Consider the following 26,150-nt stretch of genomic DNA (forward strand, 5'->3'; position numbering starts at 1 on the left):
TCTTAGATGGTTCCATACTCGAGTTGATGATAGCGATAACGAGATACAGGCACTGCGCAAGGACAGCTCAAGGCTGCAGTCCTTGACTGCTTCACTGGTTCGTTCACTCCTGTCCATCGGTTCATCCGCCTTTAGCTAAGCGAATATCATACTTGTCGGCCGACCGATTGACAGCGAAGCGGCCGAGGAGTGGGAATTTGTGAACCGCACCGCAAAGCCGGATGAAGCACTGGATCGGCGATCACTCACCCTCGCCGGGTATATTCAGAGCGATCTACGAGGAGATCGGATCACCGATCGAACGCGGCCTCAAGATTGGAGTGTAGAACGATCGATGGACAGCGCACAGAAGGATGCTGGTCAATTCGCAGAGGACGACCCCAGTCACAGCGAGGGGGATCGTCAACAAGTTCGATGACGGACTACGAGAGATTATTTGTGGTTCGCTTCGAAGGCGTGGGCGCTTGAGAGCACCGTCGCGTCGTCGAACCGGTCACCAATCAACATGAGTCCAACCGGGAGCCCGTCGGTCCGTCCGGCGGGGACCGATATCGCCGGATGGCCAGTCACGTCGAACGGCGACGTGTTGTGGAGCATGTTGAGCGCCCGCTCGATAACCTCAACCCGCGAGAGTGTTTCGTCGACCTCGTGGGCTGTCTGGGGTGTCGTCGGCATCGCGAGGACATCAACGTCCTCGAGCGCGTCGTCGTACTCCGCGGCCAGTTTCCGCCCGAGGTTCTGTGCTTTCGCGTAGTAGTGACCGCGGTACTCGTCCGACATGTACTGTCCGAGGACGAGTGTGAGCTTCAGCGTCGTGAGATAGTCGTCCGCGTGAGCGCGGCGAGCCCGGCCGAAGGCGTCGGCGAGTTGCGTATCGTAGAAGCCTTTTCCGAACCGTCCGACGCACTCGTCGTCGACCGTCGCGGCGGTCGCCTCGGTCGCGATGGCGTTCCAGAGGGTGTGTCCGTCCAAGTGCATCGGTACTGAGACTTCCCGCACGGTCGCACCGGCGTCTTCGAATTCGGCGAGCGCGTCACGGACGGTCTCGTCGACGGCCGGTTCGCCCACTTCATGTCCGAATCCCTCTTCGACAACCCCGACGGTGACGCCCGTGGGATCCTCGGAAAGTGCCTCAATGTACGGTTCAGTCGGTACTTCGCCCTGCCGGGGATCGAGTCCGTCCGCGCCGGCGATGACGTCGAGCACGCGTGCGCAGTCCTCGACCGATCGAGCCATCGGCCCGGCGTGATCGAACGATCGTCCGAGTCCGGCGATTCCGGTGTATGGAACGAGCCCGTGGGTCGGTTTGTGACCGACGATCCCGCTCCACGACGCCGGAATACGGATGGATCCACCCTGATCACCGCCGATGGCGACATCGACGTCGCCGTTACCGACGGCCGCACCAGACCCAGACGAGGAGCCGCCCGCAACGTAGTCGGGATCGACCGGATTCCGTACGGGACCGGTTGCGGAGAGGCCGCCGCTCCCCGAAAAGGCCATGTCCTCCATATTCAGCTTCCCAGTGATTGTTGCCCCGGCGTCGAGCAACCGGGTGACAATCGTGGCGTCGGTCGACGGTACGTATCCCTCGAAAAGTTTCGAACCGAGCGTCAGTTCGACGCCAGCGACGTTGACGTTGTCCTTGACCCCGACCTCGTATTCCGCAAGCGGGCCGTCGTCAGCACCCTTCACCTCACACTTCGTGACGAAGGCATTGAGTGGATCCTCGTCGAGACCCGGTTTGTGTCCAGGGTCACGATCGGTGTACTCGACACTCGGCCGATAGTCGGGGAGTTCGTCTAGGCGTTCGTAGCCGGCGATCGTTTCCGCGATGACGGCCTCGAAGTCGTCAAGTTCGTCCTCGCTCAGTTCGAGGTGGTGGCGGCGCGCGTACGCACGGATTTCCTCCCGGGTCGGCGGCTGAACGTTCGGCGGTACTTGTGACATTGTACCATGATTGATGATGGCAATGCACTAAAGAATTACCGATAGTTTTGACATCGGAGATCCGCATTGACTCGCATACCGCAGCGTATCGCCGACTCGAGCAGCCGACGAATCCGCGCTCCGATTGAAGGCACTCAGATTCGACCATGGTGTCTGAGGTATCCCTCCGTGAGGAGTCGCGCGAAGAACGACTCGACGGTCAGATCGTACGGCGGCGAGAGGTCGAGCAACTCGTCGGCGACCCGTTGCTTGGTCTCCTCGAGCGAGCGGGTTGTCTCGTGGTACTCGAGGATCCGCTCGTTGTATCGGCGAAGTTCGGTCCGCGCCGTCTCGAATGCCTCGTCCGGATCGGCGGGCCACTCGCCGAAATGGGGAAAGACGATCTGGTCGGGCTCGAGGGCCTCGAGTCGATCAATGGCGACTCTGATCGCATCGACGTCGAAGTTTGGGAGCGTGGCCGGCGGTAGCCACTCGTCGGCGTCCGCGAGGAAGAGACCGAGACATTCGGCGGCGAACAACAGCTCTCGCTCGGGGTTCCAGACCGCGAAGTGGTCAGGAGAGTGGCCCGGCGCATAGATTAGTTCGAGGCTATTCGAGCCGATATCAATCGTCATCCCCTCGTCCGGGACGCCGACGACGTTCGATTCTGAGACCGGACCCTGCTCGCCCATCGACTCGAAGTGATCGCCCATCGCCCGCCTGCTGCTCTCGATGAGCCCGCTTGGATCGACGAGGTGCGGTGCGGTCGATTCATGAATGTAGACGTTGAGGTCAGGGGCAACGTCGGTGAGATCGCTCGCGGCGCCCGTGTGATCGATGTGGATGTGTGAGAGGACGAGGTTCGAGAGATTCGATGGGTCAACACCGCAGTCTTGGATCCCATCGACGATCGTCTCTGAGGCAGCGGCGATCCCGCCGTCGACGAGCGTCGGTTCCTCATCGTCGAACAGGTAAACCGACGCGACCGATGCGTCGAACATGTCGATATCGATTCCATAGACTCCGTCGGTGACGGTGAACGTAGTCATGGAAACACCTGCTCTGTCGAGTAACAAATCCGTTTCGAGGCCGTCGATACCTCTGAGAACTGGTACGCGCACACTGTTGCTCGGTGTCGTGGATTGGCTCACCAGTCACTCGACGTCTCCACGAATAAACTTAGTGTTGTCTGGTCTCGTAAAACAGACCAGGAACTATGATCTGCGAGGTAACGACTGACGGAACGCCGCTTCGTATCGGAGACAGGTGCCCCTGATGACAGACAAATCGATCGAACCGTTCAAAGTCGACATCGATCGGGCTGAGATTGATGACCTCCGAGAGCGGCTCGTCGACGCGCGATGGCCCGACCAGCCGCCGAACTCGGGATGGGAATACGGAACGAATCGAGACTACCTCCGGGACCTGTGTGCGTACTGGCAAACGGGGTACGACTGGGCGGGCTTCGAGGAACGATTCAACGAATTCGATCAGTACACGACGACGATCAACGGCCAACGAATCCACTTCTACCACGTGCGCTCGCCGGAGTCATCGGCCATTCCGCTGCTCATGCCCCACGGCTGGCCCGGATCTGTCGCGGAGTTCCTCGAGGTCCTCGGCCCACTCAGCGACCCCGCCGCTCATGGCGGCGATCCGGGCGACGCGTTTCACGTAGTCGCTCCCTCGTTACCGGGCTACGGGTTCTCCGGACCGACCGGCGAGCGGGGCTACGACGTCGAGGAGATAGCATCCGTCTTCGATCGACTACTAGACCGCCTCGGATACGACGATTACGTCGTTCAGGGCGGCGACTGGGGCGCGTTGATCGCCGCGGTCCTCGGGGCGACCTACCCGGACCGAGTCGACGCAATCCACGCGAATATGCTGTTCGCGGCCCCATCCAGACTGGATGAACCGATGGGAATGTTAGATGAGGGGGAGATGGACGCCTACCGAGAGACGAGCGAGTTCTACGAGACCGGGTTCGGCTACCACGAGATCCAGTCGACAAGACCCCAAACCCTTGCCTACGGACTCACCGACTCTCCGGTGGGGCTCGCCGGCTGGATCGTCGAGAAGTTCCGGGCATGGAGCGACAGCGACGACGTCGACACGGCTTTCGGTCGAGATCGGCTGCTCGACAACATTAGCGTCTACTGGCTCACCGAAACGATCAACTCCTCGATGCGGCTGTACTACGAGACCGATGTCGAGCAGACGGTCCCTGACTCCGTCGACGTGCCCACGGGTCACGCTCGCTATCCTGCAGAAATCATCAAGACGCCCCGCAGCTGGGCCGAAGAGATCTACGACATCGCCCGCTGGAACGAAATGTCCGAAGGGGGCCACTTCGCGGCGATGGAGGTCCCCGACCTGTTCGTTGAGGAGGTCCGCTCGTTCTTCCGAGAGGTCGACGTCCGCTGAGGAGGAGTATCGGCTGACAGCCGCTAGGGGCGCCCGTGCTGACGATCGCTGCGGGGCGATCCGGCACGGTGCCGTTCAGGAGCCGAACTCTGTCTGATCGGTTTTGAGTACGAAGAACTTCAGATCACCCTGGAAGACGACAGTCTCCTCTTGGGTGGCCATTTCCGTCTCGAAGACCACCAATCCCACGTCGTCGCGGCTCTCCAGCGCCTTCGTCTCGGCAACCTCGATATCCACGGAGACCGTATCACCGATACGGACCGGGTTCGGAAGGTCCATGTAGTTCATGCCAAGAAACGCGTAGGCGGTCCGCTCGAGGATGCCGATTCGCATGACCATCCCGATCGCCTGGACGAAGGTCATCGGTCCGTGGACGATCCGGCCGTCAAAGTCGCGTTCCCGCGCGAACTCCTCGTTCGTGTGAAGCTCGTTCCAGTCACTGGTCGTCGCCGCGTGCATCACGACGTCTGTTTCAGTGATCGTCCGGCCGGGGCTCCGAAATGTCTCTCCTTCCTTGAACTCTTCGAAGTGATGTGGCCTGTAACTGTATACCATACCGGCTTGTCCCCGACCACTCTGATATATCTTTGTTTGTCCCTATTCACACGCCACGAGAGGATGACGAGGTACCCTCGAGAAGAGGAACATCTATAGGCGAAACGGGTGAATACGTCTAGCATGGATTTCCGCTTCACCGACGAACAGCGACAGATAGTCGAGATGGTTACAGAGTTCGTCGACGAGGAAGTAGTTCCGATCGCCGACGAAATCGACAAAAACGACGAGTTTCCCCGAGAACTGGTCAACGAACTCGCTGAACTCGGGCTGATGGGGATGCCGTTTCCCGAGGAATACGGCGGTGCCGGCCTCGACTATCACGCCTATCCAGCGGCACTCGAGGAGATATCCCGCGGATCGGGTGGCCTTGGGACAATCGTCGCAGCCCACATCTCGCTGGCAGGTAACATGGTCTACCAGTTCGGGAATGAGTCCCAATGTGAAGAGTTCCTCACGCCGCTGGCCGAGGGGAAAGACATCGGTGCGTTCGCACTCTCAGAGGCGGGAGCGGGCAGCGACGTACCGGCCATGGAGACGATCGCAGAGAAAGACGGCGACGGTTACCGTATTAATGGCGGGAAGCTGTGGATCTCGAACGGTTCGGTCGCCGACACGGTGACGCTGTTCGCCAAGACCGATCTCGAGGCGGAGAGCAAGGGCATTTCGTCATTCATTGTCCGGCCCGAGGAGGACGACGGCTTCATCGTCGAAGGCACGGAGGAGAAACTCGGCGACAAGGGCTGTCCGACCGCCGAACTGCGGTTCGATGACCTATGGATTCCCGAGGACCGACTGCTCGGCGACGAGGGCGACGGCTTCGTCCAGGCGCTGAAGACGCTCAACGGCGGCCGGATCACTATCGCCGCCCGCTCGATCGGGATCGCGCAGGCGGCCCTCGACGAGGCGACGAGATACAGCCAGGACCGCGAGCAGTTCGATCAGCCAATCTCAGACTTCCAAGCGATCCAGCACAAACTGGCCGACATGGACACGAAGACCCGCGCCGCGCGGTTGCTCATGCACGACGCCGCCGATAGGAAGATCCGCGGCGAGAACTTCGTCAAGGAGGCCGCACAGGCGAAGCTGTACGCTAGCGAGGTGAGCCGTGAGGTCGCCAACGAGGGAATCCAGATTCACGGCGGCTACGGTTACACCAAGGACTTCCCGGCCGAACGGTTCTACCGGGACGCGAAACTCAACGAGATCTACGAAGGGACCAGCGAAGTTCTTCGAAATACGATCGCTCGAGAACTACTGAACTGAGCAAGCGGTTCGAGGCGCCGAACCTCACTCTTCGTCGACACGGAGTTCTCCGACGCAGTTCTCGACCGGTTCCAGCAGGTCGCCAGCGATCGAGTAGGGATCGGTTTCCCCCCGTCGGACCGATTCGGCGAGGTCATCGATGCCGCCGGCCGCCTCGAGTTCGGCCTCGAGCATGGCGTGAACGTCCTCGCGTAACAGGGTTCGGATCTCCTCAGCGTAGCGCTGACGGACCTGTGCGGCGCGTTCGTCGGAGTCGACGAGGTACTCACGGTGGGACTCGAACTCGGCGAGTAGTTCCTCGACACCCTCACTGCGCGTGGCGACCGTCTCGACGATAGGTGTCGTCCATCCTGTGGCTCTGTCCTCGTTGTCTCCCGGTTCCCAATCGTCGTGGGCGTCGATGACTTCTTGGCTGTGGTGATTGCCGCCACCGCTGCTGTAGCCATCGCCAGAATCGAGCAGGATCATGTCCCGGAGCTCTTGGACGGTCCGATCGGTGCCGTCGCGGTCGGCCTTGTTAACGACGAAGACGTCCGCGATTTCGAGGATCCCTGCCTTCAGCGTCTGGATATCATCACCAGATCCCGGCGGGACGAGGACGGCGACGGTGTCGGCGGTACGGACGATGTCGATCTCGTTCTGTCCGGCGCCGACCGTTTCGATGATGATCTTATCCTTGCCGAAAGCGTCCATCGCCTTGACGGCGTCTGCCGTCGCAGTCGACAGCCCGCCGAGGGTCCCGCGGGCGCTCATCGAGCGGACGAAGACGTCCATATCGCCGACGGTGGATGCCATTCGAATCCGGTCGCCCAGAACGGCTCCACCCGTAAAGGGGGAGGAGGGGTCGATCGCAATGACCCCGACGGTCTCGCCGGGCTCGCGGTAAGTCTCGGCGAGTTTATCGACTAGCGTTGACTTCCCCGCACCCGGACTCCCCGTGATGCCGATTACATCTGCCTCACCGGTGTGGGCGTACAGCTCCGAGACGAGATCCCGGTAGCCCGGCGACCGGTTTTCGATCTTCGAGATCACTCGAGCCAGCGCGCGGTGTTCGCCCGCAAGTAGCGACTCGAACAGTTCCCTGTTGGATTTCATCGCTCGGGGGTGTTTTCGCGGACGAATTCGATCGTCTCTTCGATCGACGTTCCGGGACCAAAGATTGCTGACACGCCCTCATCTTTGAGCGGTTGGCGGTCCTCCTCGGGAATCACGCCGCCGACGAGGACGAGCGTGTCCTCTTTCGCCCCGTACTCCTCGAGTCCGTCCATGATTTTCGGGACGAGCGTATCGTGGGCTCCCGAGAGGATGGAGATACCAAGGACGTCGACGTCCTCCTGGACGGCCGCCTGAACGATTTCGTCCGGTCCCTTGTGCAGTCCGGAGTAGATGACTTCGAAGCCAGCGTCGCGGAAGGCACGCGCGATTACGTGGGCCCCGCGGTCGTGACCGTCGAGTCCGACTTTCGCAACCATACACCGGACACTTTGCTGATCGCTGCCAGCACTCATGCCTCTGCGTTTTACGTATTCCCGTATGGTTCTATCGAAACGTTGGATGATGATCGGTCTCGTTTCAGCAGTGAAAGTTGAGTTGGATCGTTCCCGAAGAGGGCCTTTCGAATCAGAGGAAAAGATTAATTCACCGAGTGTGCTTGGTATTGTATGGCAATGCGCGAAGCAACCGTCGACGATATCGAGGCAATTCAGGACGTGGCACAGCAGTCATGGACGCAGGACTATCCGGAAATTCTGAGCCGAGAGTCGTTGCAAGAGGGACTCGACGACTGGTACTCCGAGGAGCGGGTCCGAGATTCTATCGTCTGGGCGCGCGCACTCATGCTGGTCGTCGAGCGAGACAACAAAATAGTCGGATTCGCACACGGCGTCTGGGACAATAACACCGATGTGGGGAACATCCTCCGCGTGTACGTCGCCCCGGACGCCCGCGGCGAGGGAATCGGTGGCCGACTGCTCGAAGAGACCTGCCACGCCCTCTTCGAGCAGGGCGTCGAGCAGATCAGAGCGATGGTGCTCGACGCGAACGAACTCGGTAAGAGCTTCTACGGCGCGTTCGGCTTCGAGAGAGACGATGTTGAGGACATTTCGATCGGAGAAGACACCTATCAGGAGTGTACGTACGTCCTCGAGCGCGAATCGTACCCGGAGGAGACCGGCAGTCTGGCGTAATCAGTTCGAGGTCGTTCAGACACTTTCGATCCCCAATCAGACTGGCGAGAGCTCCTCCTGATAGGCGCCGTGGTGGTCCTCGAACACTTGCATGATCTCGCCCATCGAGACGTACGCTTTCACCGCGTCGACGATGTATGGCATGACGTTCTCGTCGTTCTCGATAGCGTCCGACAGCGCCGACAGCGTCGCGTCGACTTCCTCGTCGTCGCGTTCGTCTTTGACGCGCTCGAGGCGCTCGAGCTGGCGGTCGCGTGTCGTCTCGTCGATCTGGAGGATGTCCGGCGAGGTGTCCTCCTCGATGGTGAACTTGTTGACGCCGACGACGACCTCCTCGCCGCGCTCGACGCGCTGTTGGTACTCGTAGCTTGCCTCCCCGATCTCGCGGTGGAAGTACCCCTGCTGGATGCCGTCGAGCACGCCGTCCCGTACCGAACCGTCGCCGATCTCCCTGATCTCCTCGATGTACTCCATGATCTCCGCCTCCATCTCGTTCGTGAGTTTCTCGATGGCGAAGCTCCCGCCCATCGGATCGACGATGTCGGCCGCGCCCGACTCCTCGGCGATAATCTGCTGGGTTCGCAGGGCGACGCGAACGGCCTTCTCGCTGGGCAGCGCCAGTGCCTCGTCGAAGCTGTTCGTATGTAGTGACTGCGTGCCGCCGAGGACGCCGGCGAGCGCTTGGATGGTCACGCGGGCGATGTTGTTCAGCGGCTGCTGGGCGGTCAGGGACTGGCCCGCCGTCTGCGTGTGGAACTTCAGTCGCTTCGACTCGGGGCGTTCCGCGTCGTACCACTCGTCCATCACGTTCGCGTAGATGCGACGCGACGCGCGGAACTTCGCAATCTCCTCGAAGATGGAATTGTGAGAGTTGAAGAAAAACGAGAGCAGTGGTGCGAACTCGTCGACCTCGAGCCCACGGTCGAGACAGTCCTCGACGTAGGCGAAGCCATCGGCGAGCGTGAACGCAGCCTCCTGGGCAGCCGTCGAGCCGGCCTCGCGGATATGATACCCCGAGATCGAGACGGGGTGGAAGTTCGGCGTCTCGTCGACGGCGAACTCAATGGTGTCGGTGACGATCTTCAGTGAGGGACCCGGCGGGATCACCCATTCCTTCTGAGCGATGAACTCCTTGAGCATATCGTTCTGGAGGGTCCCGCGGACCTTATCGCGGGGGATACCCTGCTGGTCGGCCAGCGCGATATACATCGCGTAGATGACCGCCGCCGAGGGGTTAATCGTGAACGACGTGGAGACCTCGTCGATGTCGATTCCGTCGAAGAGGATCTCCATATCTGCGAGCGTGTCCACGGCGACGCCTTCCTTCCCGACTTCGCCCTCGCTCATCGGATGGTCGGAGTCGATTCCCATCAGCGACGGCATGTCGAACGCCGTCGAGAGCCCAGTCTGGCCCTCGTCGATGAGATAGTGGAATCGTTCGTTGGTCTCTTCGGCGGTGCCGAAGCCAGCGAACTGGCGCATCGTCCATGTCCGACCGCGGTACATCGTCGGGTACGGCCCGCGCGTGTACGGCGGTTCGCCAGGGAAACCGAGATCTGCCTCGAAGTCGAGGTCGGCGATATCCTCCGGCGTATAGAGGCGGTCGACTTCATGGTTTGAAACCGTCGCGAATCGATCCTTTCGCTCGCCATGAGCCTCGAGCGTCGGGTCGAGCGTTTCGTCTTCCCACTGCTCCTGTTGCTCGCGGATGTCCTCGAGCTCGGTATGGTCGAACATTGGTATGGATAACAGTACCAGGATTCTAAAGTCTTGTTATCGGAACGTCGTCATTCCGCCGAGGGGCCGATATCGACGCCGTCACACCTCATCCTCGACGAACTCCGCAGCTGCCCAAAATCGTTAAGTAACGGTGAGTCGATTGTCAGATATGCACACGATCTTGCTCCCAATAGACGAGAATGAGACGCGGTCGCGGCGGGCGGCCCGAACCGTCATCGATCTTCCCGGCGACCCCGAAGAGAAGGCGGTTGTCCTCCTCAACGTCTCCGAGGAGACGAAACAGCCCTGGTTACAGGAGTTCGAGAGCCAGCGAGCGGAGGGACGAGACGATCCCGAGTTGCCGGCTAGCACGGAGGCAGCGCGAGAACTCCTCGCGGAGGCCGGCATCGACGTGGAGACGCGACTGGAGCAGGGCGACATCACCGAGAAGATTCTGTCAGTTGCCGAGGAGATCGACGCGAACAGTATCGTCATGAGCGGACGGAAGAAGAGCGCGGCCGGAAAGGTGCTCTTCGGCAGCGTCACTCAGTCGGTGTTGCTCAGCGCCGATCGGCCCGTCACCGTGTTGATGAGCGACGACTGACGAGACTCGAGACGGTATAGCGGATCGGTACAGTTCGGACTTTCAACGCGCGAGAGCGAACACGCTTACGTGGAAGCGACGGCGACATCATGAGAACTGACTGCGGAAACGGCCGCGGTCGGTGCGTCAGTCCGCTTTTCGGTACTCGGCCCAGCTAAACACCGCGAGCGTGATCCACCCAATCGCGATGATCGCGGTCAACCGATTGTCGTTGTGCACCGCGAGCGCCGCGGTACCGATTCCGATGAGCAACCACACCACAGTCCCGGATTTGGATCCAAAGAGTTGCATAGTGTTGAGCGACAGATTACCAGGGCTGGATGCCCCACCAGAGGATCGGGAGCATGAGCACGGCGAGGATGATCAGCGGCATCGCGCTGTTAAAGCGCTCGGTGCCGTCGTCGGGATAGCCGTGCATCTCGTTGATCAGCGACGCGTTGTCAACCGGCTTGACGTCGAGCGAATCGATTCGTTCGGCGACGAGCGAGACGACCACGAACGTGATGATCGATAGCGGGAACGCGATCATGATTGCATCGATTCCCAGATCGGCGGTCAGCCCTTCGGCTCCGGCTCCGATCCCACCGAGCGCGTGTGGCGAAAGGATAACGACGGCAAAGAAGCCGACGATGCTCGAGGCCACTGCCCCGTACCGGTTCACGCGAGCGGACCAGACGCCGAGCACGATTACCGGGGTGATCGCAGCGGCGCTGACGGCGAACGCCCAAAGGATACTGACGACGAGGAACGCGGGCGGGTTCAGCGCAATGAGCGCGATGATCAGCCCGGCCGCGATGACGGACGCGTAGCCAGCCTGGGTCTTGCGGTCTTCCGTGATCTCGAGTTCGAAGGCCTCGATGACGTCGTTCGCAACGGCGGCACTGATCGCGAGCATGTGACCGCTAACGGTCGACAGCCCGCCGGCGATTGCCCCCGCGACGACGTAACCGGTGATCGAGTTGCCGCTGAACGCGAAGTTGAGATAGAAGATCATCTTGTCGAAATCGGCCTCGGCGACCTCGAACCCTTCCTGACCGAGCCACATGACGCCGGCGAACGCGACGGAGTAGATCGTCGCGAACATCAGGCCCGTCACGGCGACGAACCAGAAGACGGTCTTCCGGCCGGCTTCGACGTCACGGCTCGTGAAGATGCGCTGTGCCAGGTGGGGCATTCCGACCGGACCCAGCGCCATCGCCAGGAACATGGCGAAGTACCACCGGGTATCGAACGTCATGTCGAAGAAGCCCGGATTGGTCTCTTCCATCTGCGGGACGAGATCACCGTATCCAAGCGGCGGGAAGAACCAACCGCTCGATCCGAGCTGATTGAGAACGATCATCATCGGGAAGAACGCCGCCGTCAGCATAATCCAGAACTGTAGGGCGGAGTTGTATGAGACGCCCCACATCCCGGCGATGACGACGTACCCTGTCACGAGCGCCGCGATGACGAACAGTGAGAGGGTGTAGTCCCAGCCAAACAGGATCTCGGTGATCTGTGCGAGGCCGATGAACTGCCCCAGCGCGTACATCAACATGACGAATACGATGAGCAGCGCCATCACGACGGACATCGTATTGCCGTACCGATCCTTACAGAACGTCGCCGGCGTGTACGAGCCGAGCCGGCGCAGCGTCTGACCGTACAGGATGACGATCAGCGGGATCGAAAGCAGGAAGTTAGTCCAGACGGCCAGAAACGGGATCTGGACCTGCACCATCAGGGCGACGACGCCCATAAACGTCGCCAGACTCTCCCAAGTCGCGGAGATTGCGGAGCCGTTGACGAACGGACCAATGGTCCGGCCGGCGACCATGTAGTCGTCCGTCCCCTTGATCCGGTTTTTCATGTAGTAGCTGATCCCGTAATAGGCGACGAACGTGAGACCAATGATGGTCAGCGGGATGAGGAGTTCGGTGAACGTCTCCTGAAACGGGTATTCCCCCACTTGCTGAAGCGGCTTAATCATCGGTATCACCCGGTTCCGCACCGACCTCGTCGGTTCCACTTGCGTCGCCTACGGATGCGTTCAGTTGCTCTTTTTCGTCCATGATCGAGGTGGTGACATACTGATAGTACCCCCAATACAGGACGAACATCGCTGCCGGCCCACCAGCCACCATCCAGAAGTAGTGGAACGGGAATCCCAGTACTCTGAAGTCTGGTGTTCCGAACATGGTGAACCAGATCCCTGAGTGGATCACACCAATGAGTGCCAACGCAGCAATCAGTGATGCGAGTGCTTCCTTGGTATGAGTCTGCATACACTTCACCTCGTCATAATGCAAGTATTAAGCTCTTATGCCTAGAAGAGCCTCCCACATAGTTCCATACCTAATATCGTGTTGTTACCTCGCGTAGTGTTGGTTTAATTTTCCGGCAGTTGGGAGATATCTATCGTCAATGAAGCGGATGAATCGATTAGAGAGGGACCGGCGACGCCCGAAAGAAGTCATCTGAAACACGTGGGGAACTATTCCTCGAGAGCGTCCACGAGGTCGTGAAACGTCTCAATCACCAGGTTCGGTTCACTGCCGAACGGATCCCAGACTCCGTCCCGTCGGTCGATCTACACCCCTTGCATACCGGCGTGCATCGCGCCCTGGACGTCGAAGGAGGGGCCAGCGATGTGAGCAATCGACTCGATCGGGGTTCCTGTCCGGTCCGCAGCGTGACGGTAAATCTCGACCGCGGGTTTGAACCGCTGAATCTCGTGGGCGCTGATCGTGTCGGCGACGATGTCCTCGATTTCTGCCGTGTCGATCATCGACTCGAGCATCTCAGGGTTCCCGTTTGAGAGGACGTAGACTGAGTAGCCGGCATCGGTGAGTGCCTCAAGTCCGCTCTGAACGTCGTCGAACGGATCGAGGTCATGATAAGTGGAGAGGATCCCGTCAATCGTCTCCGTGGGGAGGTCGATCCCGTGGCTCTCGAGCGCGTGTTGGAGCGCGTCGCGGTTCATCTCATAGAATGGCTGATAGGTGTCGGTGAAGTTGCCGACCATCGTGTACATGAGCGAGCGAGCCCGCCAGTGATTGGAGATCGAGGTTATCGATTCCTCGTCGACGTATTTGGCGAGAGTCGCTTCGACGGCGGACGGATCGACGAGTGTCTCATAGGAGTCGACGGTCACCGTCTCGACTGCGGTCGGATTGAACGACATACGAAAGGAGTTCACCGTCGCCCCGTATATAGTGTGCTCTGACAACGTTGGTCACTAACGACCAGAACACGTCGCCTCAGCCGAACGAGCGCGGTCCGGCGACGTTGACCGTCGCCGCGTATGTTGGCAGTGCCGGAATCACGGTTTCGATAGGTCCACGATTGAAGTCGCGGAACAGGTCCTGTAGGTCCCTGACAACCTCGTCGTCCAACCCTCGCTGCTCGAGTGAGTCGGGGTCGATCTTCGGTACGTAGGTGATTGAATCGACAAACGCCTCGACCGCCGACCGAGCGTTATCGACCGCAGTGGAGAACGCGTCGCTCCGGCAGACCGGCTCGACGGCGTTCCACATTGGATTCAGGTAGCCGGGCCACTGCGCGAGCGTCCGATAAATGCTCGGGAGCCCCTCTTCGAGTCCGTGAAACGATTGAATGGACGAGACGGTGTCAGCCAGTTCGTCCGGCGGGTCGTCGAACGCAATCAGTGTCGGTGGCCGTCCGCGGTCGGCGTCGAGCCAGGTCGGGAGTGGCGCTGTCGCGTCGCGTGTACGGTCGGGATCGGTTCCGATCGGCTCACCATGGAGTCCCCTATCGACGAGTTCGAAGAGGACCGCAAGCCGGGGTGCGACGACGTCGTACGTCGCGAGTTGTCCCTTGAGTTCGCCGAACTCGGCTGGCGAAACGTCGAGCTCATCGAACCGGAGGGATGGAACGGAGGCGTTCGCCTCGAGCGCCGAGAGGACGGTATCTCGATAGGAGACTGTGAACTGACCGAACCGTCGGGTCTCGAACACCGGCTTGACCTGTGCCCAGGCGTACCGAAGGAACGCTGGGTAGTTCGCGATCGTTGTTCGGAAGATCCAATTGACGATCGGAGCTCGGAACGTGTGCATGATGTCGTCATAGAGGCCGCGTTCCCAGCCCGTCGCCTCCTGCTCGTACACCTGTTTGCTCCGGTCCATATGCTACCGACCGCGTCGATGCTGTTAACATTTACCATAACCCGCTCGGGTTAGTTTGGGATCGCAACCCGTTACATCAGTGACTTCCTTTCACTTCTCAAAGAGGCAAAAAGGACATAAATAGCAAAGCATTAAATATGATCTAGTATCATGAACCACGTATGGGTGTGGATTACTCTGCCACAGTCGAGGAGTTCGAATGGGACATTCCCAAATCGTATACCGTCACCTCCGTCATCGAGGACTACTCTAACGAGATCGGTGATCGCGTCGCTGTCAAGTATTTGAACGAGGAAGGCGACCGATCTGAGCGGACCTATGCCGACCTCTGCGACGAGATGAACCGGTTCGCAAACGGGCTCGAGGAACTCGGCGTTAGCAAGGGCGATCGAGTGATGCACCTCTTCCCCCGCCATCCCGACGCATTTGCGATTCAGCTGGGTGCCCTTTCAGTCGGTGCACTGCTCGTCCCCTGCTCGTCGATGCTTCGGGCAAAGGATATCGAGTTCCGCGCGAACGACTGCGACGCCTCGACCGTCGTCGTTCACGAGTCGCTGACCGACATGGTCGAACCAGTTTTCGACGACACTCCCCTTGAGCGCGTCATCGTCCTCGACGGCGACGGTAACACCGGGGACGAGCAGTGGTCGACGTTTGAGTCGGTCGTCGACGGCCAGTCGACCGAGTACGACGGCCCCGACCTCGGCGCTGCCGATCCGATGTCGATCAACTACACCAGCGGCACGACCGGCCAGCCGAAACCGGTCCTCCACAAGCACCGCTGGATGTACTGCTTCAACGCGGTCAATGCGCCGTACTGGTGGGGTGTCGACGAAGATACCGACCTCGACGACGAACTCCTGTGGGCGACGACCGGTACCGGCTGGGCGAAGTGGTTCTGGAGTCCGGTCGGCGTCGGCCTCACGACCGGCGCGACGCAGCTCATCTACGACGGTGACTTCGAGCCTGAGACCTTCCTCGAACTCCTCGAGGACGAGGGCGTTACCAAGCTCTGTGCTGTCCCGACCCAGTATCGGATGTTCGCGAACGCCGACCTCGAGTCGTACAACGTACAGCTCAACGACACGCTCTCGGCTGGCGAACCGCTCAACCGCGAGCCGATCGAACGCATCGAGGAAGCCTGGGGTGTGACGCCGCGCGACGGCTACGGCCAGACCGAGACCGTTGCCCTCGTGACGAACTATCCGGGCATCGACATCAAGCCCGGCAGCATGGGGAAACCGACGCCAGGTGTCGGCGCGACAATCATTGACACGCAGGACGAGGAAGAGGTCGAGGAGGGCGAGATCGGCGAGATCGCGGTCCCCGTCGACTCGCCGGCGATCTTCGACGGCTACTACGAGAAGCCCGAACTCGACGAGCAGAAGCTCTCGGGCGACTACTATCGGACTGGTGACCTGGCCTCGCAGGACGAGGAAGGCTACTTCTTCTTCGAGGGACGGGCGGACGACATCATCATCTCGTCGGGCTACCGAATCGGCCCCTTCGAGGTTGAGGACGCGCTCGTCAGCCACGACGCCGTTGCCGAGGCCGCCGTGGTCGACAGTCCTCATGACGAGCGAGGGAGTGTCGTCAAAGCCTACACCATTCTTGCCGACGGATATGACGGTAGTGACGATCTCAAGGACGAACTCCAAGGGTTCATGAAGGAAGAGACGGCCCCGTACAAGTATCCCCGACGCATCGAATTCGTCGATGAACTCCCGAAGACCTCGAGCGGGAAGATTCGTCGCGTCGAGCTCCGCGAACAGGAACAGGAGAAACACGCGTAGGTCGGACCCACCCCGCAAACCGAAAATCTCGTTCATTACCTCAGATTCGGTCTCGAGGTGGTCGCCGTACTCGAGAGTAACGCTACAAAGCCACCTTCATCTCCGACACCGGGTCCGAAAATCGACGACCGACACGTGTTAGGCGTCCCCGCGTTCGCGAATGCACTCGTGGATCTCCTCAGGGAGCGGTGCCGCGTCAAACGAGCCATCAACGAAGACAAACGACACCTCGCCGTCGGCGACGGGTTCATCGGTCTCGGCTCGTATGACGGTGAAGGCGAGCGTCAGCGAGGCGGTGCCGCTATCGACGACGGTCGTCTCGATCACGACCTCATCACCCGCGCGGAGGGGAGAGTGAAATGACGCCGATGCCTCGACGGCGGGGAGGACGTAACTGGCCTTCCGATACGTCTCCATCAAATGCTCACCGTCAGTCGCGAGCGTGAAGTAGTCGTTCAACCCGACGATGACAAAGTGAAAGAACCGTGGGTGATAGATGAGACCGCCCGCGTCGGTATCGCCCCAGTCGATAGTGATGGGTGTTCTGTGTGGCATGTCAAGGTCGGAAGGCGATCGTTCGCTCGTCGGTTGTCTCGGTCTCGGTAACGGTCGCGGTGACCTCCAGACCTCGTTCGACGTCAGCCGGTTCGACCCCCAGCAGGACACCGGTCACCCTGACCGAGCCGAACGTTGCGATCGCCGTGACGTACGGCGCGTCGTCCTCGAATCGCGGCGTCGGAACCGTGACGGTCGTGTACGTGACGATCTTACCCCTCGTTAGGAGTGGCTCGCTCTCGAGGTCACGGTCACCACAGTGGGGGCAAACACGACGCGGCGGCAGCGTCCCGTGGCCGTTCGAACACGTATAATAATAGCCGTCATCGGTCTCGAGCGCGTCGAGGAAGTCATCGTAGCTGCCGTCGCAGGAGTCGCTCACGTAACCACCTCCAACACGTGAACAGTCGCACTGGCGACCGTTCCGCCGGCGTTGTGTGCGAGTCCGACGGTCGCGTCGTCGCCCAGCGCGTCCGAGCGTGGATGGGTTCCCTCAAGCAGAGTCCGAACGCCCGCGATCTGCGCTGCACCCGTAGCGCCGACGGGGTGTCCCTTTGCCTTGAGTCCACCCGAAAGGTTGATCGGGAGTTCGCCGTCGCGGCGAGTCTCTCCACGACGTGCGGCACCCACAGCTTCGCCGTATCCGTACAGCCCGAGGCCCTCGAGTGCGAGGACCTCAGCGATTGTGAAACAGTCATGAACCTCCGCGAACGCGACGTCCGACGGGGAGATCTCTGCGTCGTCGTACGCTTCTGTGGCGGCTTCCCGCGTAGCTGGTGTCTTCGCCAGCGATCGCCGGTCTTGGAGAGCCATCGTATCGCCGCCGTGGCCGGTCCCTGTGATCGCAACGCCAGTATCGAGCCCGTGTTCGGCGGCGTACAACGGGGATACCAGAACGACGGCGGCCGCACCGTCGCTGATCGGGCAGGAGTCGTACAGGCCGAACGGCGCCGCGAGCTCCGGCGCCTCGAGGACGTCGTCAACCGCAATCTCTTCTCGGAGATGGGCGTGGTCGTTGACGAGCGCGTTGTCATGGTTCTTGACGGCGACGTGAGCGAGGTCTTTGCGATCGCCACCGAACGCGTTGAAGTACGCGCGCGCCATCAGCGCGTAGGCCGCTGGGAACGTAACGCCGGACCGCACTTCGAAGAGCTCGTCGGCAGCGCGGGCCAGTCCATCGGTCGCCCCCTCGGTTCCCATGTTGCTCATCCGTTCCATTCCGCCAGCCACGACGATATCGGACTCGCCGCTCCGGACAGCCCGGACCGCGTCGCGGACCGCCAGTCCGCTTGAGGCACACGCGCTCTCGACGCGTCTCGACGGCGCGGTCGTACCCAGCGCTTCAGCGGCGAGTGGTCCCTGGTGACCCTGTCGCTCCGACAGCGATCCGAGGAAGTTGCCGTAGAACACCTCGTCGATGTCGTCGGGATCGATTCCGGCGTCCGAGAGTGCGGAGAGCCCGGCCTCTGCGAACAGTTCTCGCCCCGATCGATTGGGGAACGATCCGAACGGAGTCGTGCCTGATCCGGCGATGAATGCCTTCGACATTAGCTACCGTGTCACTATTAGGCGAATTGGGATATGTGTATCGTCTGGGAGCAGCAGCCCAAAGGCGGCGAACAGCCGGCACACTTATCATCGTCGTCGAAGCAGAAACCGGTGATGTCTATAGAGCGGATCGACCGCGTCGGCGTCGTCGGCGCGGGTACGATGGGCAATGGTATTGCACAGGTGGCCGCTACACACGGATACGACGTCGTGATGCGGGACATCAAGGAGGAGTTCGTCGAGAGCGGCTTCGAGAACATCGACGATAGCCTCGATCGCCTCGCGAACCGAGACGCGCTCGAGGAGGGTCCCGAGGCGATCCGCGACCGGATCGAAGGGACGACCGCACTCGAGGACCTCGAGGACTGCGACCTCGTCGTTGAGGCCGCGCTCGAGGACCTCGAGGTTAAGCGGGACATCTTCGACGACCTCGAGGACGTGTGTGAGGAAGATGCCGTGCTGGCGACGAACACGAGCACGCTCTCGATCACCTCGATCGCCGCGGATCTTGAGCGGCCCGAGCGCGTGATCGGCCTGCACTTCATGAATCCTGTACCGATCATGGAGGGTGTCGAAGTCGTCGTCGGCGAGAAAACGACGGGCGATGTCGTCGACCTTGCACACGAGGTAGCCGAGGACCTCGAGAAGACGACGTGGCAGTCCGACGACAAACCGGGCTTCGTAACGAACCGAATCCTGATGCCATGGATCAACGAGGGAATTCGTGCCTATGAGAGGGCGTCGCGACGAAGGAGGACATCGACGCCGGCATGGAACTCGGGACGAACGTCCCGATGGGACCACTCACGCTGGCGGATCACATCGGCCTCGATATCTGTCTGCATGCCTCCGAGACGTTACATGAGGAACTCGGAGATCGGTACAAACCTGCGTATCTGCTCAAGCGGAAGGTCGAGGCCGACGACCTCGGGAAGAAGACCGGGAAGGGGTTTTACGAGCACGACTGAGATCGTAAGAAGCGACTGTCAGCGGTGTTTCACCGCTTGAGATGTCGAGCGATGATCTTCTGCTGGATCTCGGAGGTCCCCTCGTAGATCGTCGTAATCTTGGCGTCGCGATAGTAGCGTTCGACGTCGAAATCCTTCGTATAGCCGTAGCCGCCGTGAATCTGGACCGCTTCGTTCGCTACGTCGACCGCCGTCTCGCTCGCAAAGTACTTCGCCATGGCTGCTGCCTTCGGATCGACGCCGTTGTCGTTCTTTCTCGCTGCGTCTCGAGTGAGTAACCGGGCTGCCTGTACGTCCGTCTGCATATCGGCAAGCTTGTGACCGATGGCCTGATGTTCGATGATGGGCTGTCCGAACTGCTCGCGGTCGTTCGCGTAGGTGATCGAGTCGTCGAGGGCCGCCTGTGCAACGCCGACGGCCTGACTTGCGATCGCGATCCGGCCGCCGGTCAGGATCGAGAAGGCGGACTTGAGTCCCTCGCCGACTTCAGTCAGGCGGTTCTCGGCCGGAATCCGGACATCGTCGAAGATCAGCGTCGTCGTGTCGCTAGCTCGCAACCCGAGTTTGTCCTCCTTCTTGCCGACCTCAAGGCCATCGACGTTCTTGGGGACGAGGAACTGGGTGACGCTGTCGGGGTCGTCCCGGTCGGTCTTGGCGAACAAGATAACGACGCCTGCTCGCTCGCCATTCGTGATCCACTGTTTCTTGCCGTTGATGACGAACTCGTCGCCCTCGGGACGCGCCTCGGTTGTCATCTCAGCCGGGTTCGAGCCGGCATCGGGTTCCGACAGCGCGAACGCACCGACGGGCCGACCCGAGACCATGTCCGGGAGCCACTCCTCCTTGCGTTCCTCGGATCCAAACTGGCTGATACACGACGTTGCGAGACAGTGAACGGATAACGCCGTCGCGACGGCGAGGTGACCGTACGCGAGTTCCTCGTTGACGAGGCTATACGTCGGCGTATCGACGTCGAGGCCGCCATACTCCTCTGGTGTTGTCATCCCAGTGAGATCGAGGTCTGCGAGTCCGTCCCAGATGTCCTCCGGAAATTCTTGGCTCTTGTCGGCCTCGTGGACGTCCGTTCCGACCTCGTTCTCGACGAACTCTCGGACCGTGTTCCTGATGAGTTCCTGTTCACCAGTGAGCTCTATGAGTCCCATGCGAGGGTCATTCGCGAGGCCGTTACTAAAGTGTGGCAGCTCTCGCCTCCGAACTATCACTCGACGAGACTGACCGGTAATAGTTAATTTACATCGGCGCGAATCGGTCGCCGTGCACGATTACGACAACCTGTCCGTCGATCGCGACGACGGCATCGCGACGGTCACGCTCGACAGCACTGCCGGACGGAACGCGCTCACCCTCGAAATGGCCGACGAACTGGTGTCGGTCGCGACGACACTGGGAGATGACCGGGACGTGCGATGCATCGTTCTGACGCATACGGGGGATTTCTTCGGCACCGGGGCCGACCTCTCGCAGTTCTCGGGTAACGAATCGGACGCGCCCCTGCTGCGGGAGCTGGCGGGCCGTGCCCACGAAGCGATCGTTCAGTTCCACCGGACGGAAACGCCGGTCATCGGCGGCATCATCGGCGTCGCCGCCGGAATCGGATTCAGTCTGGCCCTCATGCCTGATCTGGTCGTACTCGGTGAGGACGCGACACTGAAGTACGCTTACTCAGGAATCGGGCTGACCGGAGACGGTGGTGCGACGTTCTTCCTGCCGCGACTTGTCGGCCTCCGGACCGCAAAGGAGATCGTCCTCCGAGATAAGCCGATCCCCGCCGAGGAAGCCGTCGAACTCGGTCTCGCGGCCGAGGTTGCTCCCGCGGGCGAGTTCGGCGGCCGACTGGACGCAGTCGCCGCCGAACTCGCCGCCGGACCAACGCGCGCGCTCGGGTCGGCAACGCGGTTGCTCACCGATAGCTACGAGCGGAGCCTCGAGTCGCAGCTGGCCGCCGAGGTAGATGCTATCGCGGCGGCGACGCGGACAGAAGACTATGAGCGCGGTCTCGAGGCGTTCTTCGGTGACGGCGATCCCGAGTTCGTGGGTCGATAGCGAGCGGCTACGAACGCTGCACGTCGTCGGGAGCGGTCGGATCGAATCATCGATTCGCTCGTCCCGTCGGTCGAACTGTTTCCGCAGAATGATTTATCACAGCGAATCGCAAAGTGGGGCGTATGCATCTCGGCCTAGTAATTCCGCGTACCGGCGAGCACGATCCGACCGATCTCGCGATCGAAGCAGAAGCACAGGGGTACGACTCGGTCTGGATGGGGGAACTCTGGGGAACGAGTTCCGTGGTCAAGCTCTCAGAGATCGCCGCCCGGACCGACGAGGTCGAGATCGGGACTGCGATCGTGAACGTCTTTTCGAGGACGCCCGCCGTCTTAGCGATGACAGCGGCGACGCTCGATCAAGTCTCCGATGGCCGCGCGTCCATGGGCGTCGGCACGAGCACGCCGACCGCCGTCGAGAACGTCCACGGGATGGCGTTCGAACGCCCTGTCCGCCGTGCTCACGAGACCATCGAGGTGATTCAGGCGATACTGGCGGGCGACGAACCCGTCGACTACGACGGTGAACTGATCTCAGTCAACGGTGTGCCACCAGTCGACCGAGACGTTCCGATCTATCACGCGGCACTCGGACCAGCGAACCGTCGCGTCGTCGGTCGCCTCTGCGACGGGTGGATGCCTCACAACATCCCGTTCTCCGGTCTCGAGAACGCGTTCGAGACCGTCGAAGAAACGGCGCGCGAGGCGGACCGCAATCCTGACGAGATCACAATCGCCCCGTACGTCCCGGCGGCGGTGAGCGAAGACGAGACCGAGGCTTACGACGCTGTGCGCGGCCACATCGCCTACTATGCCGGTAGCGCGGACAGCTACCGGGACGCGATCGGGACGGTGTTCCCCAACCGTGCCGAGCGCGTCGCCGATGCTTGGCGAAACGGTGACCGCAGTGAAGCCACCGAACTCGTCACCGACGAGATGGTCCACGAACTCGGCGTCGCGGGAACGCCGGAGGCCGCGCGCCAGCGACTTCGTGACCTCGTCTCCGAGACCCCAGTCGACCAGCCGCTGTTGACGATTCCCGAACAGGCGGCCGATGATCTGGCCGAGAGTACAATGGGTGCGCTTGCACCGGTCGCGGACGAGTAACGGTCAAAAAACGGTAGCTCGGATCTCAGACGTAGTCTAGATTCACCTGCGTCACGTTCGCCGCTCGCTGTGTGACGTCGGCGATCTCAGCCCGTCGGTCCTCATCAAGTCGGCTCTCTGGGCCGCAGACACAGATCGCTCCTCGGACCTTGTCCTCTTTGTCCAGGATAGGCGCCGCGATGCAGACCATCCCCGCGATGCGTTCCCCGACGTCAATCGCGTACCCCTTGCTGTGGACCTCCTCGAGCTGGTTGAACAGCACGTCCGGTTCGGTGACGGTTCGAGGCGTCACTTCGACCAGTCCGTAGCGATCGATGATCTCCGTGACCTGCTCTCTTGCCATGTGCGCGAGCATTGCTTTTCCCGGAGCCGTTGCGTGCAGCGGCATCCGAGCCCCCGGATACGCGAACAGATTGATTGCCTCCGGACCCTCCTGTACGGCAACAATCACTGCCTGGTCGTCCTCCTCTATCATCAGCGTCGCGTGCTCGCCTGTCTCCTCGGCCACGGTCTTGAGTTCCTCTCGGGCCGCCTTGAACACCTCCAGCCGATGGCGCTGTTGATGTCCGACCTCCAAAAACCGCGTTGTCGTCTTGTATTCCGAATCAGTCTTCGTGACGTAGCCCGTTGCGATAAGTGCCTGAAGGTAGTCGTGAACGGTGCTTACCGGCATGTCGAGTTGGTTCGCCAGATCCGAGACCCCCCGCGGACCGTTCTCTGCAAGCTCATCAACGAGTATGAAGGCCCGCCGGACTGATTGATTTGACCGTTCTGTCATGGACATACCAATAATCGATTACCATAGAAAGTTTTCGGCAGGCTCGGAAGGTCCTTCGGGTACCATCTTATGTGTTCTCAGTATTGGTCGACACCGGTTTCGGTTCTTTTGGTAAGCAGAAGACCGTGGTTTCACTTTCAGTTCGACCTACACTGGAATTTCGAGTTAGTTATGTAAGGGCAACGAAGATCTATATACAACAGAGAATTCGAGATGGCCGAATCGAGTGTGGAAACAATGCTACCTAACGTCGTTATATTTCAGGGCTCGTGTAGCGTTTGCTGACTCGAATCGACGGATCGAGTAATTACTTACTTCTTGGTCGGCCGAAACAATGGTTAGAAGCTCATAGAGCCTACTTTCGGCTGGCGCGGAATCTTATCCGAATGCTCTTAGGCGAACAAAACCGCATATTGAGCCATCAGGTCCCGAAGCTACTGGTCTCGAAAAATTCTGCTTTCGTAATTGTCGGATAGAATTTATGGAATCACCAATCTTCTGTGTATTGAACGTGGTTACAATGGTACTTGTGTAAAGACAATAATGCGGACTATAGTAAGCGTTAGAGGTAATTGCTCACTGTGGCACTGTATAGTTCTGCGCCTCTTCGGCTGGCGCGGCACCGTCTAGTTAGCGCGGTTTGAGAAACGAGCAGGTCATAGAGCTAGTTTGGCTATGACGCTCGCAGACCTGCTCAGCGAGTGCTACGCGGCGGAATTTGATGAAGCTTGGGAGCGCGAGCGGACGGCGACGCCCGTCAGGGTGTTCGCCGTCCGCCTCCACGCGACCGGGTGTTCTCTCCGAGAGACACAATCGATTCTTCGCTTGATCGGCGTCAAGCGATCTCATCAAGCAATCTGGAACTGGGTACATCGGCTGGCTGACAGCGTTTCAGACCCGCCGACGGCGAAGCCCTCGCGGGTCGCCATTGATGAAACCGCTGTCAGGATTAACGGTGACTGGTCTTGGGTGTACGCTGCAATAGATGTAGACTCTAGACTCATTCTCGATGTCGCAGTGTTCGGACGACGAGGCACCGATCCAGCCGCTGCGTTTCTGCATCGATTAACCGAGAAACACGATCTCTCCGAGACTGTGTTTCTCGTCGATGGCTACGGCTATCTGACTGCCCTCTCTCGATTAGGGTTGAGCGGTCAGCTCGACTACGTTGATCGAAACCTGATCGAAAAGTGGTTTCACGCCTTCAAGATGCGAGTTGACCGCTTCCATAACTCGTGGGTGGGCAGTCGGGCGAGCGTCAGGGAACGGCTTGAAGAGTTCGTACACTATTATAACACACAACGACCGCACCAAGCACTCAACGGACAAACGCCAGCGGAGGTGCTAAACTAGACAGTGCCTTATAGATGTATGGGTCGTACTCGTGCAGTATGAATTGCAGCCATACTCATACAAATTAGAGGATGCACCGTTCGCGGCGATCACGATCGGTCGCTGAAGCAACTCGAGGTTGATAGTCCCAGATCGAAAGTGTTGCTTCGGGTCTCAAGAGCATTTTGTAGCTTCTCGACAGAATTCTCGTCAAGAAATCCACTTTGAAGTCATTACCACTTATGAGTGAAATTCTAACGGTTGCTATGGCTGTGCAGGGTACTGAGCAAAGTGAAAATCTGAATTACAAGTATACAGCTGTAATTCCACGCTTAGATTATGACATCGAGATCTCGAGTTCGAACTCGTTAGCAACGCCAAGCAGAATTTTCGGAATGTCCTTCTCGAACTGATCCTCGGTAAGCCGATTAGCCGGGCTGGCAACGCTGAAAGCCCCCAAGACACGGTCATCCGGTCCGGTCACTGGAGCACCAACGGCTTTGATTCCCTCCAGTTGCTCTTCGTAATTGAAGGCAATTCCGCTCTCGCGAATGGATTCCAACTGATCGAAAAGCACGTTCTGATCGGTGATCGTATTTTCTGTCGTCGATGGAAGACCCCGTTGACCAATTATTTCTTCTATCTTATCCTTCGGAAATTCCGAGAGAATTGCTTTTCCAGAGGCTGTCTGATGGAGATAGAACTGCTTTCCAACCGTCGAATATGTCCAGACAGCATGTTTCCCCGACGAGGTGTGGACATAGACTCCTTTTCCATTTTCTTCTACGGTAAACACTGCCCGACAGTCCGTTTCTTGAGCGAGTTGATCAGTATACGACTCAGCAACTCGGTACGCCCTTTTTCTAGTGCGGACGTAGTTTCCGTGGTCAAGGAACCGGAGGCTGAGACGATACTCATCTCCGGTCTTAGTAACGTAGCCTCGCGTTAGCAGGGTTGTCAGGTGTGAGTGAACTGTACTGGGCGCTAGGTCAAGTTCTGCAGCCAACTCAGTAACTCGTCCTCCGTCCAGTTCACGAAGCATCTCTATGACGTCGAGAGAGGTTGCTGTTGTTTGTAGTACCCGGCCGTCTGTCTCTTTCATACTCCACCAACGTAATCGAGGTATATATAATTCGGCATGGGTGAAGGGGGTTTATCGACCGTATTATCACTAATTCCACATCTAATTACCT

23 protein-coding genes and 2 pseudogenes are annotated in these 26,150 nt (G+C 59.9%); 9 read left to right on the top strand and 16 right to left on the bottom strand.

Annotated elements, in window-relative coordinates; translation table 11 throughout:
* Positions 1–432 precede the first annotated feature (432 nt).
* Positions 433–1,950 (bottom strand): amidase, encoded by a 1,518-nt coding sequence (locus QA609_RS21920; protein ID WP_278304755.1) that lies wholly within the window; start codon positions 1,948–1,950, stop codon positions 433–435.
* Positions 1,951–2,084: 134 nt separating this feature from the next.
* Positions 2,085–2,978, bottom strand: a complete 894-nt coding sequence (locus QA609_RS21925; RefSeq protein WP_278304756.1) for an MBL fold metallo-hydrolase — start codon at positions 2,976–2,978, stop codon at positions 2,085–2,087.
* 226 nt (positions 2,979–3,204) lie between these two features.
* Between QA609_RS21925 and QA609_RS21930 the strand changes: the two genes are divergently transcribed.
* Positions 3,205–4,356: an epoxide hydrolase 1 gene (locus QA609_RS21930; protein WP_278304757.1), complete on the top strand. Its 1,152-nt coding sequence runs from the start codon at positions 3,205–3,207 to the stop codon at positions 4,354–4,356.
* A gap of 75 nt (positions 4,357–4,431) precedes the next feature.
* On the opposite strand, the gene QA609_RS21935 is transcribed toward QA609_RS21930, so the two are convergent.
* Positions 4,432–4,911: a MaoC/PaaZ C-terminal domain-containing protein gene (locus QA609_RS21935; RefSeq protein WP_278304758.1), complete on the bottom strand. Its 480-nt coding sequence runs from the start codon at positions 4,909–4,911 to the stop codon at positions 4,432–4,434.
* A 123-nt stretch (positions 4,912–5,034) separates the two neighbouring features.
* Between QA609_RS21935 and QA609_RS21940 the strand changes: the two genes are divergently transcribed.
* Positions 5,035–6,177 (top strand): acyl-CoA dehydrogenase, encoded by a 1,143-nt coding sequence (locus QA609_RS21940; protein ID WP_278304759.1) that lies wholly within the window; start codon positions 5,035–5,037, stop codon positions 6,175–6,177.
* Between the two features lie 24 nt (positions 6,178–6,201).
* On the opposite strand, the gene meaB is transcribed toward QA609_RS21940, so the two are convergent.
* Positions 6,202–7,272, bottom strand: coding sequence for a methylmalonyl Co-A mutase-associated GTPase MeaB (gene meaB, locus QA609_RS21945; protein ID WP_278304760.1), 1,071 nt, complete (start codon positions 7,270–7,272; stop codon positions 6,202–6,204).
* The gene (locus QA609_RS21950; protein ID WP_278304761.1) at positions 7,269–7,685 is read right to left on the bottom strand and encodes a cobalamin B12-binding domain-containing protein; all 417 of its coding nucleotides are present in this window, start codon (positions 7,683–7,685) and stop codon (positions 7,269–7,271) included. The genes meaB and QA609_RS21950 overlap by 4 nt, the downstream gene beginning before the upstream one ends.
* A 153-nt stretch (positions 7,686–7,838) precedes the next feature.
* Here QA609_RS21950 and QA609_RS21955 point away from each other — a divergent pair, with 153 nt between their 5' ends.
* Entirely contained in the window at positions 7,839–8,363 is a 525-nt protein-coding gene (locus QA609_RS21955) for a GNAT family N-acetyltransferase (RefSeq protein WP_278304762.1), read from the top strand.
* A 36-nt stretch (positions 8,364–8,399) separates the two neighbouring features.
* Here the strand turns inward: QA609_RS21955 and QA609_RS21960 are convergent, their stop codons facing one another.
* Positions 8,400–10,100 (bottom strand): methylmalonyl-CoA mutase family protein, encoded by a 1,701-nt coding sequence (locus QA609_RS21960; RefSeq protein WP_278304763.1) that lies wholly within the window; start codon positions 10,098–10,100, stop codon positions 8,400–8,402.
* 151 nt (positions 10,101–10,251) lie between these two features.
* On the opposite strand from QA609_RS21960, the gene QA609_RS21965 reads away from it, so the two are divergent.
* Positions 10,252–10,686 carry a universal stress protein gene (locus QA609_RS21965; RefSeq protein WP_278304764.1) on the top strand — a complete coding sequence of 145 codons (435 nt, stop codon included), beginning with the start codon at positions 10,252–10,254 and terminating at the stop codon, positions 10,684–10,686.
* A 307-nt stretch (positions 10,687–10,993) separates the two neighbouring features.
* Here the strand turns inward: QA609_RS21965 and QA609_RS21970 are convergent, their stop codons facing one another.
* From QA609_RS21970 to QA609_RS21985, 4 genes and pseudogenes are all read right to left on the bottom strand, one after another.
* Positions 10,994–12,658 (bottom strand): Na+:solute symporter, encoded by a 1,665-nt coding sequence (locus tag QA609_RS21970; RefSeq protein WP_343233818.1) that lies wholly within the window; start codon positions 12,656–12,658, stop codon positions 10,994–10,996.
* Complete coding sequence (locus tag QA609_RS21975; RefSeq protein ID WP_278304766.1) at positions 12,651–12,953, bottom strand: hypothetical protein; 303 nt, start codon at positions 12,951–12,953, stop codon at positions 12,651–12,653. Before QA609_RS21975 ends, QA609_RS21970 begins: the two co-directional genes overlap by 8 nt.
* A 209-nt stretch (positions 12,954–13,162) precedes the next feature.
* Positions 13,163–13,852, bottom strand: a pseudogene (locus QA609_RS21980) (haloacid dehalogenase type II).
* A 76-nt stretch (positions 13,853–13,928) separates the two neighbouring features.
* The gene (locus QA609_RS21985) at positions 13,929–14,813 is read right to left on the bottom strand and encodes a halocarboxylic acid dehydrogenase DehI family protein (RefSeq protein WP_278304767.1); all 885 of its coding nucleotides are present in this window, start codon (positions 14,811–14,813) and stop codon (positions 13,929–13,931) included.
* Positions 14,814–14,974: 161 nt separating this feature from the next.
* Here QA609_RS21985 and QA609_RS21990 point away from each other — a divergent pair, with 161 nt between their 5' ends.
* Positions 14,975–16,606, top strand: coding sequence for an AMP-binding protein (locus QA609_RS21990; protein WP_278304768.1), 1,632 nt, complete (start codon positions 14,975–14,977; stop codon positions 16,604–16,606).
* 138 nt (positions 16,607–16,744) lie between these two features.
* On the opposite strand, the gene QA609_RS21995 is transcribed toward QA609_RS21990, so the two are convergent.
* From QA609_RS21995 to QA609_RS22005, 3 genes are read right to left on the bottom strand one after another with little or no spacing between them, the layout of a single operon-like run.
* Positions 16,745–17,161 (bottom strand): thioesterase family protein, encoded by a 417-nt coding sequence (locus QA609_RS21995; RefSeq protein ID WP_278304769.1) that lies wholly within the window; start codon positions 17,159–17,161, stop codon positions 16,745–16,747.
* Between the two features lies 1 nt (position 17,162).
* Positions 17,163–17,543, bottom strand: a complete 381-nt coding sequence (locus QA609_RS22000) for an OB-fold domain-containing protein (RefSeq protein WP_278304770.1) — start codon at positions 17,541–17,543, stop codon at positions 17,163–17,165.
* The gene (locus tag QA609_RS22005; protein WP_278304771.1) at positions 17,540–18,709 is read right to left on the bottom strand and encodes a beta-ketoacyl synthase N-terminal-like domain-containing protein; all 1,170 of its coding nucleotides are present in this window, start codon (positions 18,707–18,709) and stop codon (positions 17,540–17,542) included. The genes QA609_RS22000 and QA609_RS22005 overlap by 4 nt, the downstream gene beginning before the upstream one ends.
* A gap of 114 nt (positions 18,710–18,823) precedes the next feature.
* Between QA609_RS22005 and QA609_RS22010 the strand changes: the two are divergent.
* Positions 18,824–19,677: pseudogene (locus tag QA609_RS22010) on the top strand (3-hydroxyacyl-CoA dehydrogenase NAD-binding domain-containing protein).
* 29 nt (positions 19,678–19,706) lie between these two features.
* Here the strand turns inward: QA609_RS22010 and QA609_RS22015 are convergent.
* Positions 19,707–20,831 (bottom strand): acyl-CoA dehydrogenase family protein, encoded by a 1,125-nt coding sequence (locus QA609_RS22015; protein ID WP_278304787.1) that lies wholly within the window; start codon positions 20,829–20,831, stop codon positions 19,707–19,709.
* A gap of 121 nt (positions 20,832–20,952) precedes the next feature.
* On the opposite strand from QA609_RS22015, the gene QA609_RS22020 reads away from it, so the two are divergent.
* Together QA609_RS22020 and QA609_RS22025 are read left to right on the top strand one after the other, a co-directional pair.
* A complete protein-coding gene (locus QA609_RS22020) occupies positions 20,953–21,741 on the top strand; it encodes an enoyl-CoA hydratase-related protein (protein ID WP_278304772.1) in 789 nt (262 codons plus the stop codon).
* A gap of 122 nt (positions 21,742–21,863) precedes the next feature.
* Positions 21,864–22,847 carry an LLM class flavin-dependent oxidoreductase gene (locus QA609_RS22025; RefSeq protein ID WP_278304773.1) on the top strand — a complete coding sequence of 328 codons (984 nt, stop codon included), beginning with the start codon at positions 21,864–21,866 and terminating at the stop codon, positions 22,845–22,847.
* 25 nt (positions 22,848–22,872) lie between these two features.
* On the opposite strand, the gene QA609_RS22030 is transcribed toward QA609_RS22025, so the two are convergent.
* Positions 22,873–23,625: an IclR family transcriptional regulator gene (locus QA609_RS22030; RefSeq protein ID WP_278304774.1), complete on the bottom strand. Its 753-nt coding sequence runs from the start codon at positions 23,623–23,625 to the stop codon at positions 22,873–22,875.
* A gap of 675 nt (positions 23,626–24,300) precedes the next feature.
* Between QA609_RS22030 and QA609_RS22035 the strand changes: the two genes are divergently transcribed.
* Positions 24,301–24,978, top strand: a complete 678-nt coding sequence (locus QA609_RS22035) for an IS6 family transposase (protein WP_278304775.1) — start codon at positions 24,301–24,303, stop codon at positions 24,976–24,978.
* 316 nt (positions 24,979–25,294) lie between these two features.
* Here QA609_RS22035 and QA609_RS22040 read toward each other — a convergent pair whose 3' ends face one another.
* Positions 25,295–26,059 carry an IclR family transcriptional regulator gene (locus tag QA609_RS22040; RefSeq protein ID WP_278304776.1) on the bottom strand — a complete coding sequence of 255 codons (765 nt, stop codon included), beginning with the start codon at positions 26,057–26,059 and terminating at the stop codon, positions 25,295–25,297.
* Positions 26,060–26,150 lie beyond the last annotated feature (91 nt).

Origin of the sequence: Natronococcus sp. A-GB7 (assembly GCF_029688865.1) — an archaeon.
Lineage (GTDB): Archaea > Halobacteriota > Halobacteria > Halobacteriales > Natrialbaceae > Natronococcus.